Origin of the sequence: Paenibacillus sp. OSY-SE, assembly GCF_000283315.1 — a bacterium.
Lineage (GTDB): Bacteria > Bacillota > Bacilli > Paenibacillales > Paenibacillaceae > Paenibacillus_B > Paenibacillus_B profundus.
On record NZ_ALKF01000204.1, the window covers coordinates 73,028 to 94,061 of the forward strand.

Below are 21,034 nucleotides of genomic sequence, written 5' to 3' on the forward strand. Positions count from 1 at the left end.
TGGATCGTAGTCGCTGATGCATACATAAACGATGTCCGATGGTATAGCAAAATGTATAGCAGAAGCAAGCAAATGCTTGTGTACATGCAATGTTTTTGTGGTTATGATGGAATCTGCGAAAAAATAATTTTATTTTTTCACCGAGAGCGCAACTTTTTGCGAAGTGGTGCGTTTAATATGATGAAGTCGAAAACAGTGGTTAAATTCTTTATTGTTCCCTGTATTTCACAAAAATATGCTTTACGCTAGGCGTTTGTCATTGTATAATGTCTAGAGTGGTATGAGTATTTCTATTTATTCTCATCTGTTCTTATTTTGATTACTAGTTTCTGTGGCATGTCCTTGTGTTACAGACTTCTTTTTTGAATACATTTCGCTCTTACTCTGGGAAGGGGGTGAATCGGCGAATGAGGGAAATGAGCTATCAAACTTCTACGCAATATTCTCAACAAACGAAGCAATTTAGAGGAGGAGAAAAAAAGGTTATGAAGAAAAGATTGGCCCTGCTGCTTTCCGTTGCTATGGCGTTCTCCATGTTCGCTAACGTAGCATTCGGTGCTGACGCAGCTAAGACGACACAAGAAAAATTCGACGCATTGAAACAACAAGGTGTATTTAACGGCTATCCAGACGGAACAGCTGGTCTTGACAAAGAAATGACTCGTGGCGAGTTCGCTAAAGTCATCGTTAAATTGCTCGATCTGAAAGAAGTACACGGCGTGTACTCTTACAAAGATAAGAACTATGGTGCTTCCAACTGGGCAGCTCCTTACATCGAAGCAGTTACTGCTGAAAACCTGATGCAAGGTAAAGACCTGGAAAAGAAATTGTTCGACTTTAACGGTAAAATCACTGTTGAAGAAGTAGCAAAAGTATTGGTTGAAGCGTTGAAGTTGGAACTTCCTAAAGACGCTCAAAACAATGCTTCTGTATGGGCAAAAGAATATTTCCAAGCAGCTGTTGACGCTGGTTTGATCTCCAAGGATGCAAACCCTAAAGCGAACGCAACTCGCACTCAATTGGTAGAAGCATCTTTTGCAGCTGACGAAGCTCTGAAAGGACCAAAAGTTGAGTCCTACAAAGTAATCGACAGCAAAACTGTTGAATTCACAATGAGCGACAAAGAAGTTGTTAAAGTAACTTTGGAAAAAGATCTCGAATCTAACAAAGAGACTGAAGTGAAATTCACTTACAAAAACAAAGAGTATACTCACAAAGTTACTCGCGTTGTAACATCGGCTCAAAAAATCGAGTCCGTTACAGCTGAAAACTTGAAAGAAGTAGTTGTTACATTTGACGGTTCTGTTGAACAAAAGACAGCAGAAAACAAAAACAACTACGAAGTGAAAGACATGAAGATTGATAGCGTAACATTGTCTAGCGACAAACGTTCCGTTGAAATCTTGCTTGAAGAAAACGGTTCTGTTATGGAAAACCAAAAAGAAACAGAAGTAAAAGTGAAGAACGTTCGCAACGAAGATGGTTCCAAAACGTTCAGCGAAAAAATAAAATTCACGCCAGTTGACGTGAAAACACCAGAAGTTAAAGAAGTTGTCGGCTTGGGTACGAAAGCATTCAAAGTTGTCTTCTCCGAGCCGGTAAAACGTGGTGACGCAGTTGCATCCAGCAACTACAAAGTTGATGGCAACATGGTAGCGGGCAGCGTTGACTACATGTATCCAAATGTAGTAATCGTCAAGAAAGACTTGTCCGTTGGCGACCACAAATTGAGCGTAAGCAACATCACAGACTTCTCTGGTCTGAAGAGTGTTCCTGTTGACAAAGAATTTACAGTAGCAGAAGATACAGCTGCTCCTGAAATCGTATCTGCAAAGACTAACGATTTGAAAGAACTTGAGATTGAATTTAACGAAACAGTTAAATCGATCGAGAAAGTATATCACAACGTATCCGGTAACACAGGTAAGATCACTTACAAGGATAACAAAGTGAAAGTTACTTTCAACAACCAAATGTACAACGGAGACAACACTGTCTATGTTAAAGGCGTAACTGACTACAGCGGCAACAAAGCTGACCGCGAAGTGAAAGTGAACCCTACATTGGATACAACACGTCCTGAAGTTGTGAAGATGGAAGTAAAAGAAGTTGGTAAATTGAACAATCATCAATTGGTTGTTGAATTCAACAAAAAACTGGATAAAGAATCCGCAGAAAACGTGAGAAACTACACATTGAAAGACAGAGACGGTAAAGTCTTGAAAGATTTCTCTGGTGTAGATGCAGACGGACATCCATTTGCAAAACCATCTTATAGCTCTGACGACAACAAAGTTACAATCAACCTGAACGCAAAATTGTCTAACGAAACAGACTATATTTTGGAAGTAGCAGGTGTTCGTGACACTGCTGCCTTGCAAAATACAATGGCGCCATATTCGCAAACATTTACAGCGAAGCAAACAGCCAAATCTGGTATCGTTCGTTCTTGGTTCACAGAAAATGGTTCGGAAGAATCTATCTATGTTCAATTCAAGAGCACAATGAAAACAGATGGCGAAGGCGGCGTATTGGCTAAGGAGAAATATCTCCTGAATGGCAAGGCTGTCACTGACCATACTATTGCTATGGTAAATGGCGATACTGTTCGCATCACTGCGAAAAACGGAAAACTTGGATTCAAAAAAGGTGCAGATGATATCAACACTTTGAATGTATTCCAAGTTAAAGATTCCAATGGGGATTACGTAAAAGGCGACTTGCCAAACAACCCTTACACATTGGAATATACAGGTAAAACAAAGGAGAAATTCTCCGATAAGATTGCTCTTGGGGAAATTAAGGCTGTTTCCCGCGAGGAAGTTACTGTTGAATTCCTCGGCAAAATCAGCAATGTGAATTTGGATGATTTCTGGGTTTCGATTGATAATAAAGGGAAATATCCTGCTAGCAACTACGAATTAAGTAATGATGGTACCCTTCTTACACTGAAATTCGAAGGTAGCGGTTATATCCTGCCAACTAATTTGAACCAAGCAAAACTGCACATTGCTGAAGGTGCTACAACTTCCGACATTTTGAATGTACGCATTCAACCAACTGTGGAAGATGGCAAAAACGTTGGTAAGCTTATCAATAATACCAATGTAAGACCAGAAGTTAACAGAGGTTCTCTAACTGTCACTGCTACTGGTGCAACTTATGAAGCGAAAATCCGCTTGAATGATGAGATTGTACTCAACAGTAAATATAACGAAACAGAAGCAGTTGCTCCATTTACTGTAACAGTTAACGACAACAAAGAGAAAAAAGCAGAAAAGGTTTCAGCGAACTCCATCATTGATACTGACGGTATCCGTAAATTGGTCGTTAGATTCACGTTGGAAAACAAAGCAATTCTTGAAAAAGATGATATTGTAACTCTTTCCATGAGTGACGAGACAAACAAAGTTCTCGAATACTTCAAGCTTGGAGACCTTACTTTGCAAGGTTTCACAGCAACAACAACATTTAAAGCTGAGTAATAGCAGCTTAAAGAAAGCCCTTCGGGGCTTTCTTTTTTTATACAAAGCTTACAACAATGTAACCCAGCAAATCGCGCGAAAAGCGAAACTTTCGCCTTCCCCCAAGCGTTATAATACATAGAAGAAACTTTCGATATAGGAGGAAGCAGATTGAATAAGAAAAAAACGATAGCGGCCGTACTTTCGCTGTCTTTAGCCTTAGGCACATTCACAGTCGTAGCTCCAGAAGTTCAGGCAGCTCCAAAGGCCTCCGACAAACAGACTCAAACAAAGACAACAACCAAGACACCTGTCGTGAAAACTTTGGACAAGTTGAGTTCAATCAAACTTACAGGCAAAAGTTCCGTGAAATTAACCGATGTAAACATGTATCGGCAGGATGAAAGCAATGTATTGTCATATACGCTGACGTACACGAACAATGAAGCTCGGAGTATTCCCCTTATTGATTATTGGACCAAGGTACGCACGAAGAGCGGCACTGTTTACTCCAGCAATTTGACAGATGCCGACAAAGATAAGAAGGTCATTCCGGCTCAATCACAGCTAAGTGTTACATACTATGCAAAAGTGGCTAAACATTTAACGGTTCACGATTTGAATTATGACATCATTAAATGGGATTTTAGCCGATCTAATTTTGAAAATCGTATAGGATCGTTCCAAATTCCAACCGGTATAACAACTTCAACCGTTTCTGGAGGAACTCGCACGGTACGGATGAATGATGTTCCGATTAAGACTAGCGTTGATCGGGTTAATGTTTTTCCTTCTGATGAATATCACTATGTTAACGTAGCTGTCAATGTGCTAAATGCCGGTGTTAAAATGCTGGAGAACCCTGCTTACAAATATGCAGTGAAGACGACTAACGGCAGCAGCTATATTTTAGTTCCAGATGGAAGCAGCAAAGACTATAAGCTTCAACCTGAAGAGAAGAAAACATTGAACTTTATGACGACCATTCCGAAAAGTGTAAATGTTGACAAGCTTGAACTTCAAGTGCTTCAGGAACAAGCGCCAGCCAAAGAAAATGAGGCGGGTAAAATCAATTTAGCTGTCGGCACATTTGCGCTTCCGAAAGCGAGTGATGGAAACTCAGGTGTACCAGCCAACAAAGACAAAGTCATTACGATTAATGATGCAAAAGTGAGCACGAAAATAACGACGGGTTGGGTAAACCAAAGCTATTTCCAGAACGACATTACATTGACATTTATGTTCGAGAACTTATCCAACAAACCAGTAACCGTTCCAAAATATGGATTTGAGCTCCATGGCCCGAAAGGCTTTTCAACTCCGATTCCAACGAAGTCGTTGGAAAGCTTGACGTTGAAGCCAATGGAAAAGCGGCCAATTACGTTGAATGCATCAATCTCTACAGATATCGGTACGAATCAATTAAAATTGCATATGAATCGGCCTGGGGATACGGGAGAAAAAGACGCGAAAGATACTGTTCCAAATGCATTTAAGTATCCGGAAGGTATTTACAATGTTCCTGAGTTGCAGTCAATGCAAAATAAAACAGGCAGCGAGTATAACGTTCAACATAGCAAAGGAAACTTAGGAATTACGATTGATTCGCTCCAACGTTTGCCTTGGACAGATGGAAATATCGTTTCGGCCAAAATGACAATTAGAAATAAAGAGTCGAAATCAATCCAGTTGCCTGCACTTGAAGGTGTATTTAAAATTGATGCTGCAGAATCTGGTGGTAAAACGCAAGTCGTGACTTCTAATGGTGCGCTTATCATCGGTCCGAAAGAAGAGATAAATGTGTACGTTGTTACGAAGCTTCCTTCGAACCTTGATTTCACGCAGATTCAAATTGCTCTGCTTGAGAAAATTGGGGAGTCCGACAGTGCACAGCTTATTCAATTTACTAATATTGGTAGTTTACCAGAATTACCTGTAATTGAATATGGTTCCTACTTCAATCTTGAAACGGAAGGCCGAAAGGCAGAGATTATGGCTCGGAAATCGAAGGTGTATGCTGGAAATTCCGATCAAATCGTTTATACGGATCTTGAAATGAAGAGTCGCGAAGGGCTGCAAGCGACGTTGTCGCAAATGGTCGGTTACTATCGAACATCAGACGGGCGCTATTATAAAGCCACTATCGCGCAGATCGACCGGCCGACCAGTCCAGAAGGCAAGAACGTTGTGACGGCATGGGCTAAGTTGCCAAGCTCTGTCAATACGAAAGATATGCAGCTCGTATTGGGTGAAGGCATTAAAGAGAACAAGCTGACGGCACCGAAGGAAGAGTCAGACGGTTACGTTAACGCGGTAGCGATGAACTTAGAAATCGGTCAACCATCGCTCAAACGGTACTTCGATAATTTGGACTTCTTCCCGTATACGTTAACGATTAACGATTTCTATGCAACGATTAACAATTCTGCCATGCAAATTGACTTCAACTATGAGTTGAAGAAGGATATGCAGTATGATATGGGCGAATATGGTCACAAAGTTGTAGTGGAAATTACGGATGCAAGCAACCGCAGATTTGAGAAAGAAATAGACATTGATAAAGATGGCGGATTTAAAGTCGGGAAAAACTTGAGTTATACGGCAAGCTTCTCCGATGCGCTCTTTGAGAGAATTCAAAACGGCGGTTATCAAGTCTCCATCTACGATTCTTTCCAAGGCGAGAAAGTCAAGCTTGCAAGCTATGGCAGCGCCTATAACATCAGAAACGCTCGTACGTCAGATTAATTTTCGTCGCGGCGTGCAACTAACCCCCTCTATAATGAGGGGGTTTTTGGCAAGGGGCACAACATTTCCTTCGGGTCGTTCCGGCTGACTGCGGCACACTATACCTAAAGAACGCAAACCTGAAGGAGGAGCTTTATCGTGAGTAAAAAAACGTTAGTTCCAGCGAGCAAAGATGCCTTATACAGTCTTAAATATGAAATTGCGGCCGAGTTAGGCTTGCCGGTCGCTCAGCATGGTGTGCACATTGGCATGAATACCGAATTTGCAGGGGAGTTGGGCAGCATGCCAGTGCAACAGACGACCAACAATGATGATTGGGGGCATCTGACGTCACGTGATGCCGGTTCCGTTGGCGGTGAAATTACGAAACGCTTGGTCATGCAGGCTTTGCAGAAAAAATAGGAAGTCCAACTTCCATTTGATTCATTGACAGGACCGGACAAATACAGTAATATGATTTTTCGAAGGCTGGTATACAACCTTTTCCATTGTGGAAAAGGTTACTTTTTTGTTTAGGCTGCTCGCGGGAGAGCATATTAAAGGTTAGGAGGTCGAGTCCTATGTCATTGAAAGGACGCCACTTGTTCACATCCGAGTCCGTTACAGAAGGACACCCGGATAAAATATGCGACCAAATTTCGGACGCGGTGTTGGACGCCTTTTTGGCCAATGACCCGTATGCTCGGGTCGCGTGTGAAGTATCCGTAGCTACAGGCTTGGTTCTGGTTATCGGAGAAATTAGCACGAAAGCGGATTATGTTGATATTCCGTCTATCGTACGCAATACCATTAAAGATATTGGTTATACGCGCGCGAAGTATGGATTTGACTATAACACCTGCGCGGTGTTGACCTCGCTTAACGAACAGTCTCCTGATATTGCGCAAGGGGTTAACGCAGCCATTGAAACGCGCACAGAAGATATGAAGCAAGAGACAGAAAACATTGGTGCGGGTGACCAAGGTTTAATGTTCGGCTTTGCGACAAATGAAACACCTGAACTGATGCCGCTTCCAATTGCTCTGTCTCACCGTATTGCGCGCCGCTTGTCGGAAATGCGTAAAGACGGCACATTGCCTTATCTCCGTCCGGATGGTAAGACGCAAGTGACGATCGAATATATGGATGGTAAACCGGTTCGTGTCGATACAATTGTAGTATCTACTCAACATGCCGAAGATACTTCGCTCGAACAGATTCAACAAGATATTAGAGAGCATGTCATTACACCGGTTGTTCCAAGTGAATGGTTGGATGAGAAGACGAAGTATTTCATTAATCCGACAGGACGCTTCGTTATCGGGGGACCGCAAGGCGATGCCGGTCTGACAGGCCGTAAAATCATCGTGGATACCTATGGCGGTTATGCACGTCACGGCGGCGGCGCATTCTCCGGTAAGGATCCAACGAAGGTAGACCGTTCAGCAGCTTATGCAGCGCGTTATGTGGCGAAAAATATCGTAGCTGCCGGCTTGGCCGACAAATGCGAAATTCAATTGGCCTATGCTATTGGCGTAGCAAACCCGGTATCCATCAGCGTAGATACGTATGGTACAGGGAAGGTGGACCAAGACAAATTAGTGGAACTCATTCAAAATAACTTCGACCTGCGTCCAACAGGAATCATTAAAATGCTCGACCTGCGTCGTCCGATATACAAGCAGACGGCAGCATACGGACATTTCGGCCGCAACGATCTTGATTTGCCTTGGGAACGTACGGATAAAGCAGATTCGCTGCGTGAGCAAGCTGGAGTAAAATAAAGCGTAATGATGGACCTTTTCTCGTAGTATGCGAGGAGAGGTCTATTTTGTTTTTATCCGATTAAACTATCTCTTCTAAAAAAACGGTCCCTTCTTGCCGACAAATAGAGTAGAACTGTCTTATCGGAAGGAAAGGAGCATTCTTCATGAAAAAATGGCTTTCCGCCCTGCTCGCAATCGTTCTCACCCTGGGAGCGTTCGGATGGGGGCCAGTCATTGCGGAAGCAAGTACTTCTGCAAATGATACAGCACTAGCAATTATCGCGACGACACCGACAAATGGACAGTCTGGTGTTTCGGCAAACCCTGCTGTCAGTTTTACATTTAACCAAAATGTAAAGATAGTAAATGGAAATGTGACTGTAACGCAGCAAGGAACGGGCAACAAGCAAATATTCAATAAAGATGGAGGAAACGGCATTGGCAAGGTGGTGTCCACCGACTTGCAGACCTACCAATTAGAGGGCTTGCAGCCCTTGCAGCTAGGCGCCACTTATGAAGTATCGGTAGATCCTCTGCTTTTCATCAGTGAGGGCACGAACGAATTTTATAATGGCATGAAGTGGTCATTTACCGTAAAGCCGCAACCTGGCATTGAACGGGTATTACCCCAACAGGGAGTTGCTTCGGTTAATCCAAAGCTGGAAATATCATTTAAGCAACCGGTACAAGCTGGGACGGGGAGCATTCGTATTATTCGTTATAGTAATAACAGTGTGTTAGCCCCAATTCCGGCAAAGAGCTTCACGCTTGATCCAACAGGTCTAGTTGCCAGCTATCAGTTGAACGAGTCTCTTGAAGCCGGTACTGCTTATTATGTGACGGTTGATCCGGAATCTTTTAAAGATGCCGAAGGGACTCCGGTAGAAGGATTCACGTCGGCAGACCGTTGGTACTTCGAAACGGAGCGCGGAGCGGATACGACACCACCTGTTATTCAGAGCCGGGTGCCTGAGCGAAATGCAGTATCACCGTTGCAATCCAAGATAGAAATGACATTTAATAAGCCTGTCTTTCAAGGGAAAGGGGACATTCTTGTTAAGTCAGACGGCAAACCGGATGTGCGTATTCCGGTAACGTCAGCTATCGTAGGCGGGGGCACGGCAGTAATCAAGTCCGTAAACACACTCACCTTTGAGCAGAACCGCACGTATACCGTAACCGTGCCTGAGGGAGCATTCCGCGATCAGGCCGGCAACTTAATGAAGGAAGATACATGGTCTTTCCGCGCTCAAACTATAGACACATCAGCACCGACGATCTCATCTTATGATCCGTACGTAGGCAGTACTGGGGTATCTACGTCTAAGACATTGACTGCCACATTCAACAAACCGATTGCCTATTCAGGTACGGGTGTGGAGCTTCGCCGTCAAAATCAAACGACGAGTGAAAAAATCAATGTTTCTACATCCGGTAGAGAGCTGAGAATTACACCCGCTTCCAGACTGCAGGACAATATGGTTTATACGGTCAACATTGCCAGAGGGGCCGTTAAAGATTCATCCGGCAATGAGTTTGCTGGCGCGTCTAACTGGACGTTCTCAACATCGGCCACAGACCGCACTGCACCGGCGGTTGAAAGTGTCAAGATGTATAGCAACACGCTGATTGAGATTCGTTATAACAAGTCGCTGGATTCGAGTGTTAATCCATCGTCTAGTGAATTTACGGTTACGGTTAACAACGGGGAGCGGAAAGTGAATAGCGCCTCAGTATCGGGCAATAGCGTATACGTTTCGCTCGTAAGCGGGGTCGCTGTCGGTCAGGACGTCAAAATCAGTTATGCCGCACGATTCCGTATGGTACGCGACACGTATGGCAATGCGGCGCCTTCGTTCGGCAGTCGTGTAGTGGAAAATAAAGTGGATTCGTCCCTGTCCAAAATCCGTGAAGCATCGATCTATAGCGATAAAATGTATATTTACTTCACTGATAATTTGAAAGACGTATCTTCTTATGCAGGCAGCCAATTTACCGTTACGTATGATGGCTCTTCGGTCGGTATCGATAAAATATCAAACAGCGGCAACGTGTTGTACCTGACCATGAACCGAACGGTATCAAATGGTGAAGTGGTCAAAATAAGCTACACTCCGGGCAGCTACCCGCTAGAGGATAGAAACGGAAGCAAAATCGGAGCGTTTGAAGGCGAATTCGTACGCAACTCGTACGATACGAAGCCGCCGGAGTTGACGGAAACGAATGTCATCAGCAACAAGCTAACCTTGATATACAATAAAGCGTTGGATAAGAACAGCGTTCCGCTGAACAACCATTTTTCAGTTCTCGTTAACGATAAGCCTAGATATGTAACAAAGGTGGAAATTAAAGCTAACCGGGTAGAGCTGACATTGCAATCTGCCGTGGCTACGAGTGATACGGTTACCGTGTCCTATGTAAGAGGATACCCAGCGCTGCGCGACTTGAACGGCAACTTGGCGTCCAATGTGAACCTTGCTGAGGCTGGCAACGTCACCGACAGTGAAACGCCTGTGGTACAGTCGGCAACATGGAGCTCACCTTCTGTCGTGTTAACGTTTAATAAGAAGCTGGAGAGCATGCAGGCGTCCTCTTACAGTCAGTTCTATGTCCGAGCAGGGAATCAACTGCTGTCCGTCAAACAGGTGACGGTAAAAGACACTAAGGTTACGATTGAGCTCTTGAATCCACCAGCGCAGACAGACGCGCTGACTGTGTCCTACAATACGAGTTCTAAGCCGATAAAATCGACATCGGGCGTTGAAATTAAAACGTTCAGCAATATGAATGTCTCAGTCGGCCTGGAAGAGTTGGCAGGCGCCAACTTCGTCAAAGTGGCAACGGACACTTCATTTATCGATTCCATGATCGTGTTATTAGACGACGTGGCGCAGAAGTCTTCGGATAGAACGAGCAGCGGTCAAGTGGTCAATCGCTACACACTGGACCAGAACAAGCTGAAGACGGCGTTTCAGTTCCTGTCGAGCTCATCTGGTACTGATAAGCAGTTGATGTACGAAGTGCCTTCAAGCGAGTCTGCAGCTCGCGTGGCGGTTCCGTTGAGCGCGTTCGACTCGGCTTATATTAGTAAAGATCCGGTGATGTTCGCAATCAAGTACGGGAATACCTTGTACGGCATCAATATTAGCAGGGACAGCATCATTCAAGTGGTGCAGAACATTAAAGGCTCTCTTGCTAATTCATCGCTATTAATTGAAATAGAGCCTGCCCAGTCGCAGGGGACCAATATTCAAAATACGTTGGGCCGTACCCAATCGACAGCCCTTGTGCAAGGACATCGCTTTACGATATTCGGTTATACTGGCGGCAACCAGTTAAACGGTATGACCGAAGTGAAGATGGATGCAGTTATTAAAATGAGAACGTCGGATTCTGTGACGGCGGGAAGAACAGCCATTGTGGAGTATCAGGCAAAGGATAATCAATTGTCCTATGTACCCACGAAGCTAACCCGTTCCGGTGTAGTCACTGTCGCTGAGGTGCGTGCGAAGCAGAGCATGCTGGCTGTGTTTGCGATTGGGAACAAGGTGTATATTGATATTCCGGGGCATTGGGCACAAGCCGATATGACGGCGCTCACCGCCAAAATGATTATGGATGGCCGAGGAAGCACCAAGTTCGAGCCAAACAAGCCGATTACACGTCAAGAATTTGCAGTATCCATTTCAAGAGCACTTGGATTGGAGCCGAGTGAAGAGTCGGCAAAGAGATTCCGGGACATCAACAGCTCGACATTGGATGGAACATACGTTGGAGCGGCTGTGAAGGCCGGAATTATAACCGGATTCCCAGATGGCACCTTCAAGCCGGACGATAGCATCACTCGTGAGCAGATTACGCTCATGATGGTGCGCGCTGCCCAAGCTGCCGGTCACCGTCTGCCGAACTCCTCGACAACCGTGCTGAGCATGTTCAAGGATAGCAAGCAAATTACGAGCCTAGGCGCCCCGACTGTAGCTCAAGCCGTACAAGCTGGTCTTATCCAAGGTGTATCGAAAGATAAGTTCCAGCCAAAAGGATCGGCAACGAGAGCGCAAGCGGCTGTTCTGCTGAGACGTCTTTTAAGCACAATTGACTATATAACTTTAGAGTTCTAATATTTTTTAGCAATATAGTAGATTTCTCTTACTATTAATTTCAGCCCTATCCGTTGTCTATCTGACACAAGGATGGGGCTTTTTGTCATTCTATGACCCGGGAAATATACGAATTGGTAACAAAACCGCAACTTTTTGTCGATTTTAATAGTCTATATATTAGAAGAGTTGAATAAATGGGGAATCGATACATATCAGTCATCATCTATTAGCTGGGAAATGGGAGAGTTGGATATGATGAAGTCACCTGCATCCGCCATACGGATGCCTAAGGGTCGTTGGGGAACGAAAGCGGCAGTCGTTGTGCTGTCGGGAGCGCTGCTGATTCAACCGCTTGCGGGTTGGGGAACTTATGTTTATGCAGATGGATCGAGTGGGACAGTGAGCAACGCATCTATCAATCAATTGCAGAAGCTGAGCGAAGAAATTATTACTTCAGGCGCGAGACTCGTAAAATATCAATATGCGACCAAGCGCGGCAGCAAGACATACAAAACGTTGATCAATGTCATTGAAGCGGATTTGCAAAATCAATATTTGAAGCTGGATGTTATGACGGGCCAGAATGGGAAAACGGCGGCAAGCCAGCCCGTGACGAAAATGACGAAAGATACCGGAGCTGTCGCAGGGGTGAACGGGGACTATTGGATGATGGGCTCGGACCGCGTTCCGATGGGAGGCTCCATTTCCAATGGGGTCCTTATTACAAGCCCGGCGGAGCTGCAAGGAATGTACGCGTTTGCTGTATCGAAGGATGGCAAGCCTAGCATCGGGCAATATCGCTTCGAGGGGAGTATCACTGCTTCCGACGGCGAGACCTTTCCACTCTCTGGCATCAACAAGATGAAGTATGACAAAGAGCCTGGCAAAGTCCATAGCCATACGAATGCGATGTATATTTATACAAGCGCTTGGAAAGGGACAAAGCGGCCGAATGACACCACATCGACACCTACGGAGGTATTGGTCCGCGATGGAGTCATAGAGCAAATATCCGAGATGGCGCCGCTTCCGATAGACGTGCCGGAGGATGGGTACATTTTACGCGCTCATGGAAAGGCAGCTGAGTTCATCCGGCAACATATGCAGGTAGGAGCACCTGTTCAGTCCGACTATCGTCTTGTCTCCCAGTCTTCGGGACAGGCTGTCGACCCGTCATCCTTCCAGATGATGATAAGCGGTCATACGCTGCTTGTGGAGAATGGGAAGGCATCGGCCTTTACACGGGATACGAGCGGGATTAGCGGCAGCTCGGTGACGGCGAGAACGGCGGTAGGCTATTCCAAGGATGGACGCTACGCCTATATTGTAACCGCGGAATCCAATAGCGTAAGCTCAGGGCTCACACTGAAGGAGTTCCAGCAAGCACTCTTGCAGGTGGGCGCATGGAAAGCGGTGAATCTGGATGGCGGCGGCTCCACGACGATGGCCGACCGGCCGCTCGGAGAGACCGAAACGAAGCTTACGCACGAAACGAAGGAAGGCGGCAACAACATCCGCTCCGTCGTGAACGGCCTGGGCGTCTATACAACGGCCCCTAAAGGTCAAGTGAAGGGCATGACGCTGCGCGGAGAGAAAACGTTGTTTATCGGGCAACGTGCTACGTTCAGCATGAAGGGCTACGATGAATACTACAACCCGGTAGTTGATTTTACCGGCGTGGATATAAAGTGGAGCGCGTCTGATGATAAGCTGAAGTGGGACGGAGATGCGTTCGTAGCCAATAAATCGGGAAAAACACAAGTCGTGGCAGCATCCGGCGGAGCGAAAGCGACCGAGGAAGTCGAGATAATCGGCGCCGATCAAATCGCTGAAATGCGCATCGCAACGTCTTCTGCTCCATTGAGCGAAGGCTCCAATATTAAGCTTCCTGTGAAGATCACGCTGCAGGACGGCCGGAATTACACGTTGCCAGCCTCGTCCGTGAAATGGGAAATGAGCGGCTTCAAAGGTACGGTGCAAGAGGGCAGCCTTCACGTCGATTCAGTGCCGGAAGGCACGAAGATTGGGTATGCCATAGCAAGCTATGATGGGTTGCGCACGATGATTCCGCTGACGGTTGGGGCAGAGAAGCTGTTTGAAGACTTTAATGCCGTTAACTATCCAGTCTCTTTCTCTGGATTGCCGAGTGGGACGACGACTGGAAAGGTTGCTGTTGAAGGAAGCATCGGCGATCGCTCAGCGAATGACAAAGCGTTGAAGCTCGCGTATGACATGACGTCAGGCACGGGCAACAAGTTTGCCTATGCGGAATTGAACGGCTCTACAGGAATCGAGCTGCCGAGCGGTACGAGCGGCATGAAGCTCGACGTGTACGGCGATAAGAGCTTTAACAATCTGCGGATGGAAATCCATGATGCGAACAAGAAAATTCATTATGTCAATGTGCAGGAATCAATCAACTGGGAAGGCTGGAAGACGCTAGAGGTCAACCTTTCTTCCGAGAACATTGCTTACCCGGCGAAGCTGAAGCGTCTCTATCTCGTGAATTTCGCCGATGGGCAGGATGAGCGCGCTCCGCAAGGGATGATCGCGATTGACAACTTGAGAGCGCAGCTGCCGGCTGGGTCGTCTTCGATACTAAGCAATGCAGCGATGGATCTGACGGTGAACAGCAAGTCGGCGAAGATTAACGGCGAGACGAAGAGTCTTGACGTTGCTCCTATGGTCCTAAATAGCTCGACATACGTGCCGGTCCGCGTCATCCTGGATGCGTTCGGTGGAGAAACGAAATGGGACGGAGCCTCCCAAAGGGTCACCATCCTGCGCGGGGACCGCTTTCTAGAAATGAATGTCAATCAGAAAACTTTTAATCAGAATGGCAAACGGCTTACGTCGGATGTCGCACCTGTTGTCCGCAACAATCGAACTTTAGTCCCGCTGCGGCTCGTATCGGAACAATTAGGCCTAACTGTAAAATGGGAACAAAAAACGAAGTCCATTACCATACGTTGATGTGTTATGATAAAGGGTGAATATCCTTTCATCCTTTACGACAAGGAGACGGAATGTAAGTGGAGAATCAAGTCGATGTGATTGACCGCGTAATTAAAAATGCAGTGAAAGTAATGGAAGATAGCAAGTATCAAATATATGAGATTTTGGACTCGTCACGCCATGAAGCCATTAACATGTGTAATGAGCTTCAAGAGGTGATGGACCAGACGGCGGAAATATGTGATAAAGTGGACGAGCTGGAACGAAACTATCGTCTGGCTCGTTTGCGTTTGACTGATGTCAGCCGTGACTTCGTACGCTATACGGAAGACGATATTAAGCAGGCTTATGAGAAGGCGACCCAGCTGCAGTTGGAACTTATGATTTATCGGGAGAAAGAGGGCTATCTCAAAACACGGAGAGATGATCTGCAAAAGCGTATGCGATCCGTTGAAGGTTCAATTGAACGGGCGGAAACGATCGGATCTCAGATGAGTGTCGCCCTCGAATACTTGTCGGGAGATTTGAGTCAGGTCACTCGTATTTTAGAGTCGGCCAAGAATCGGCAGCTGCTCGGTTTGAAGATCATTTTGGCCCAAGAAGAAGAGCGGAAGCGCATCGCGAGAGAAATTCACGACGGACCAGCCCAGTCTCTGGCGCATCTAGTGCTTAGGACGGAAATTGTAGAAAGAATGCTGTTGAAGCAGGATTTTGAACTGGTGAAGAACGAAATAGTAGATTTGAAATCTCAGGTTCGTTTCGGTCTGGAGGAAATACGCAAAGTTATTTTCAACTTGCGTCCGATGGCTTTGGATGATTTGGGGCTCGTGCCGACACTGCGCAAATTCATTCATGATTACGAAGAGAAGCACAGAATTAAGACGTCTTTCGAAATTAGAGGACTGGAACGGCGTCTGAAATCGGAAATGGAAGCCGCCATTTACCGACTAGTGCAGGAGGCGTTCACGAATGCAGCGAAGCATGGGCATCCATCTCATGTGACGTGCGAATTGGCCTATGACGAGAACGAGGTTCGACTTGTCATTCGAGATAATGGATTTGGATTCAAGGTGGAAGCTCTGGAGACGAAATCAAAAGAGCATATGCACTTCGGAGTGCTAGGCATGAAAGAACGCGTGGAATTGCTCGAAGGTCATATGGACATTCATTCAGCCGAGAACCGCGGGACTCGAATCGTGATTCAAATTCCGACGAATGTGGAGAAGAGAGAGGAGTAAACCTATGGAGAATCGTAATATGGGAAGATCACAGATTAAAGTACTCCTTGCTGACGATCACCAGCTGTTTCGTGAAGGACTGAAACGAATTTTAAATATGGAAGAGGATTTGGAAGTTATCGGGGAATGCGGTGACGGCATTCAAGTCGTCGAATTTTGCAATCAGGAGATACCGGATGTCGTGTTAATGGATATTAACATGCCGGTGGAGAACGGGGTAGTGACTACCGAGCGACTTCGTGATATTTTCCCCGACGTGAAGGTAATCATCCTATCCATACATGATGATGAGAGCTATGTATTCGAGACGCTGCGCAAAGGGGCTTCAGGTTACCTGCTGAAGGATATGGAGGCGGAATCGCTCATTAATGCGATACGATCAGTCGTTGGCGGGTATGCTTACATACATCCCAAGGTTACGGGCAAGCTGATTCAACAGCTGCGACGCATGACGTTGCTGGATGGCAGTGGAATCGTAAATAACCAATCCGGCCGGGATTCGGGCGTGAAATTTATTGCCGCGGAAGATAACCCGTTGACGAGACGGGAGGCCGAGGTGCTCCGTTTAATGGCGGAGGGCAAGAGCAATAAGATGATTGGCGAATATTTGTTCATCAGTGAGAAAACGGTGAAAAACCACGTCAGCAGCATCTTGCAGAAGATGGAGGTTGATGACCGGACGCAGGCGGTTATTAACTCCATTAAGAATGGCTGGGTTACGCTGTAACATATTCTAAATTAAAATGCATGTTCAAAAAGTTAACTTTTCAGCACCGAGAAGGTTGCATAAACCCGAAGAAGGAGGAGCGGAATGTAGACAAATCTACATAAGCACCGGATTTCGAGGGTGAGTGCAAGATTCGATGTCGAATCTGCGTCCTGATGCACTTCGTGATCAAAAGGGGACTTTTTGAACGACCTCTATAAAAGGCGACGCATGTCCGTCACCCTGACACCCCTTGCGGCATACACTTGGTAGTAAGGAGGTGGCCGCATGATCGCAATGCTATTATGGATTGTTGGGTGCTACGGGTTGGCGGTAGCGGCCGTTCATCTGGCGCATAAATGGCAGAAGCTGCTGCGTGGTGCCGCACCGGCTCCATGGATGCATGTCGTTATCGTGACTGAAAATGATGAACGCCATATGGAATGGTTGATGCGGGCGTATAGTTGGTATGCATGGCTGAAAGGGCGTCGTTTGCACTTTACCGTTGTCGATTGTGGTTCCACGGATGCAACAATCCATATTGCTGCGCTTGCGGCACAAGGACACGGCGTCAGCTGGCAGGGGCTATACATTCGTCAGGATGAGCTGGAAACGGTTCTTATGGATTTACAGCAGCGGCAAGCAGCAGAGGAAACATTGATTGTCGTTCAACCGCGTCGAAAAGAAGATTGGACGAAAGTTCCCTTTGTGACTGGCAATGCGATGTAGACGGTGGTGGCGCCGATGGATTCGGCGATGCTGCGCATGCCTTAGACATCGCTAGTCCTGTTCGCACCTGCACATCATCTGTCTAGTTTTCAAAGGGTATCTATGAGTCACGATTCTTGTGAACGGATACATCGAGGACATCTTTTTGCAGATTTTTGTAATAATGGGTTGCCAGAAAGGGCGGAATCGTATACAATTTTATACAAATACGATAGGCGCTGAGCATGAAGCACATGCCATTCCGATTAACGGATGGGGTGTGCTTTTTTTGATCTCGTGGACCAGACAACGTGAACAGGCCGACATCACCACTGTATGCTTCAGGAAAGCGCCGTGCGAATGAAGGAGAGAAAGAGGATGCAGGTAAGAATCTATGCCGTGCGAACGGAGTGCGGGTGGAACACAGGTATGACTCTGGATTGGCGCGTGGATGCAAGCTATTGGTTGTCAGAGGATGGGCGCAAGGCGAATGGAACGAAGCTTGTAATACTGCAGCAGGCTGTCTCGATTCAGGTTGGCTTGTCGGTACTCGAACAGTTCTTGTTCGTAGAAGAAATGGATGAATGGGGAAAGCGGAAATGGGCTCAATATTTTGCCGAATTGCTTATACCGCATCGCGAGACGTTGGAAGAAAGTGCGCAGCTGCTGCTGGCGGAAGAACATCTGGATGTGCTAATTGTCGAGCCGCCGCATTCCGAGCCTACCTCGAACACGTACGTTAAGGAGCATCGAGATCAAGGATACTTGGTTGCCGAACGTGCGGCCATCTATATGGGAGAAGAAGAGCGTGCTATAGGCAACATCACCGATGTGCACAGACAGCAACAAGAGGAAAGAACAGGGGCGCAGCGCGCTCCTCTTTCTTTGTATGCGGATTCGCGGCAACTTGCAGATATGATGTGCGGGCGATTGCTGTTGGACGAGGAAATCGTTCAGCTTCTTCGTCACAAAGGGTGGGAGCGACTCGTTCCGATGAGACATGTGCTCATTCAATTTGGTTGGCTGCAAGGATGGTTGGAGGTACGTTCCGGCATTCAATGGAGTCGGGAAAGTGATGCTCATGAGCGAAAGAGGAGGAAAGGGATATGGTGGCTGAGTACATCATCACTGTGGCCGTTCAAAGATAAATCCACGGCAGCCTATTGCGGTCGATGTGGGAGTACAGATGGGTTAAATGCTTCTTCCTGCGCATCGTGCGGCTCCAAGCGATGTCTGACGTGCACACAATGCTTGAATCTCGGTCGCAGCCGCTCCTGCGCGCTGCTCATTAGAGGCGTATTACAGCAGGAAGCGAACAGCCGTCAGCAAGCAGAGCCTGTCGAAGAGAGACTAAAAAAATGGAGCTTGGCCCCGGCGCAAGAAGCGGCGAGTACACAGGCCTTGCAGTACATTCAGACACTCCGGGAGAAGGTGCGGCGTAATCGGAGAGACAAGTTACTACAGGGGAAAGGAGCGTTCTTGCTGTGGGCGGTGACAGGGGCGGGGAAGACAGAAATGATATTTCCACTGATCGAGGATACGCTGCTGCACGGCGGACGAGTGCTTGTAGCGACGCCACGGCGTGATGTGGTGTTGGAGTTGAAGCCCCGCATTGAGAAAGCATTTCCCGTTCAGAAGGTGGTCACCCTTTATGGCGGCAGTCCTGAGCGTTGGAACGAAGGCATGCTCACACTTGCGACTACGCATCAGCTGCTTCGCTTCGCAGAAGCTTTTGAGCTCGTCATTATTGATGAACTCGATGCGTTTCCGTATCACAACGATCCCATGCTCCATCGGGCTGCGAATCGGGTATGCCGTCCAGGAGGCGTGTTCGTCTATTTGTCTGCCACGCCTCCGGAATCGATGCAGCGGGACGTAAGGCGCGGGAGAATGGCTCATGCCAAGGTTCCGGTCCGATTCCACCGTCATCCGCTGCCTGTGCCAGCTCACATTACGATGCCTGCTGTCGAACAGTGCCTCACTCGCCGTTCGCTGCCTGCTCCGTTGATGAAGCGATTGATGCATTCAGTCGAGCGGGGAGCCCAAGTGTTCATCTTCGTCGCCCGGATTCGTCAGGTTGAACCGATGGTCCGATTATTGAGCAACCAGTTGCCTGGAATCCCTGTAGGCGGCACTTCTGCGGTGGATGAACTGAGAAGTGATAAGGTGATGCGATTTCGGGAACGGAACATTCGCGTGTTAGTGACGACGACCATTTTGGAGCGGGGAGTGACGGTGCCGAAGAGCGACGTTTATATTTTGGATGCGCATGACCGCCTCTTCGATGCCTCGTCGCTTGTTCAGATGGCAGGCAGGGCAGGTCGATCGAAGGATGATCCCGCAGGTAGCGTCGTATTCGGTTCGGCCCAATGGAATGAGGCGCAGCGGAAAGCCGTGTATCAGATTCGTGAAATGAACCGGATCGCAAGGCGAAATGGCTACTTGCTGCCTGATGAGGAGAGGAGGAAGCAGGTTGGTTAGCTTGCCGCAATGGGGCGAGTGGATGGAGAAGGCCTATGGGAGATTGCTGCAGCCGCGAGTGAGCGCTTGTTTCGTCTGTAACAACAAAATAAGCGGTCCGTCGTCTTCTACGACTACAATGGAACCGCGCGCGAGCAGGCTGATGCAATTGCTGTGCTTAAAATGCATTGCGACAATCCCGTGGATTCAGGCTCTCGGCTGTCCTTCATGCGGACGCAGCATTCGCTGCACCGACTGCATGCGGCATCCGCTTCCGAAGGACGGGTTATCCGCCAATCGCAGCGTCGTGCAATATGATGAGCAGATGAGGCAGTGGCTGGCCGAATACAAGTTCAGAGGGGACATCCGTTATGAGCGTGTTATGGCGAATATGATGATATCGTCGTATAGTCTGCTGTTCGAATCGGTGTGGACTAGGCGCTCGAGAGTACGGAGACCACGACTGCTTTTGGACGCTGGGGATAGTCTACTGCCGGACCTCATCACCTATGTTCCCACCAGTGAGGCGCGTCTGCGCGCACGCGGGTTCAATCAAGCGGAGCAGTTGGCGCTAGAGTTAGGTCGAGCCTGGAAGATTCCGGTCCTACCACTGCTTGCACGGGTACAGGAATCCGAGAAGCAGAGCATGCAGTCGCGTGGCGGGAGGGCGAGTAATATCGCGCACGCTTTTGTCATGAAGGAACAGGCCCGGAACGACTTGATTGCCACCCTGCGAGATCTTCCTGTGGAACGATGGAAGACGCTTAACGAGGTGCGCTTGTTGCTAGTGGACGACGTATATACGACAGGCAGTACGATTCGCGCATGCGCGCGGGAGATTACCGTCTGGAACAAGAAATTTCGCATTCCCATTGCGCTCGCGAGCTATACTTGGGCTCGAGCGTGAACGTAT

At 47.3% G+C, this 21,034-nt stretch carries 11 protein-coding genes; all 11 read left to right on the forward strand.

From position 1 onward, the window contains the following. Positions 1-407: 407 nt before the first annotated feature. The 11 genes from A372_RS0130270 (at position 408) to A372_RS35085 (ending at position 21,028) form a co-directional block, all read left to right on the forward strand. The gene (locus A372_RS0130270; protein ID WP_019424695.1) at positions 408-3,485 is read left to right on the forward strand and encodes an Ig-like domain-containing protein; all 3,078 of its coding nucleotides are present in this window, start codon (positions 408-410) and stop codon (positions 3,483-3,485) included. Positions 3,486-3,635: 150 nt separating this feature from the next. Next, positions 3,636-6,209 carry a hypothetical protein gene (locus A372_RS0130275; RefSeq protein ID WP_019424696.1) on the forward strand — a complete coding sequence of 858 codons (2,574 nt, stop codon included), beginning with the start codon at positions 3,636-3,638 and terminating at the stop codon, positions 6,207-6,209. Between the two features lie 138 nt (positions 6,210-6,347). Further along, a complete protein-coding gene (locus A372_RS0130280) occupies positions 6,348-6,611 on the forward strand; it encodes an alpha/beta-type small acid-soluble spore protein (RefSeq protein WP_019424697.1) in 264 nt (87 codons plus the stop codon). Between the two features lie 158 nt (positions 6,612-6,769). Continuing rightward, complete coding sequence (gene metK, locus A372_RS0130285; RefSeq protein ID WP_019424698.1) at positions 6,770-7,972, forward strand: methionine adenosyltransferase; 1,203 nt, start codon at positions 6,770-6,772, stop codon at positions 7,970-7,972. Between the two features lie 146 nt (positions 7,973-8,118). After that, positions 8,119-12,072 carry an Ig-like domain-containing protein gene (locus A372_RS0130290; protein ID WP_019424699.1) on the forward strand — a complete coding sequence of 1,318 codons (3,954 nt, stop codon included), beginning with the start codon at positions 8,119-8,121 and terminating at the stop codon, positions 12,070-12,072. A 234-nt stretch (positions 12,073-12,306) separates the two neighbouring features. Next, on the forward strand, positions 12,307-15,027 hold the full coding sequence (locus tag A372_RS0130295) for a stalk domain-containing protein (RefSeq protein WP_019424700.1): 2,721 nt from the start codon (positions 12,307-12,309) through the stop codon (positions 15,025-15,027). 59 nt (positions 15,028-15,086) lie between these two features. Next, a complete protein-coding gene (locus A372_RS0130300) occupies positions 15,087-16,247 on the forward strand; it encodes a sensor histidine kinase (RefSeq protein ID WP_019424701.1) in 1,161 nt (386 codons plus the stop codon). Positions 16,248-16,251: 4 nt separating this feature from the next. After that, on the forward strand, positions 16,252-16,974 hold the full coding sequence (locus tag A372_RS0130305) for a response regulator (protein ID WP_019424702.1): 723 nt from the start codon (positions 16,252-16,254) through the stop codon (positions 16,972-16,974). Between the two features lie 267 nt (positions 16,975-17,241). Beyond that, on the forward strand, positions 17,242-17,682 hold the full coding sequence (locus tag A372_RS0130310; RefSeq protein ID WP_019424703.1) for a hypothetical protein: 441 nt from the start codon (positions 17,242-17,244) through the stop codon (positions 17,680-17,682). A gap of 357 nt (positions 17,683-18,039) precedes the next feature. Then, complete coding sequence (locus A372_RS0130320) at positions 18,040-20,142, forward strand: DEAD/DEAH box helicase (protein WP_019424705.1); 2,103 nt, start codon at positions 18,040-18,042, stop codon at positions 20,140-20,142. Then, on the forward strand, positions 20,135-21,028 hold the full coding sequence (locus tag A372_RS35085; RefSeq protein WP_019424706.1) for a ComF family protein: 894 nt from the start codon (positions 20,135-20,137) through the stop codon (positions 21,026-21,028). The genes A372_RS0130320 and A372_RS35085 overlap by 8 nt, the downstream gene beginning before the upstream one ends. Positions 21,029-21,034: the final 6 nt, after the last annotated feature.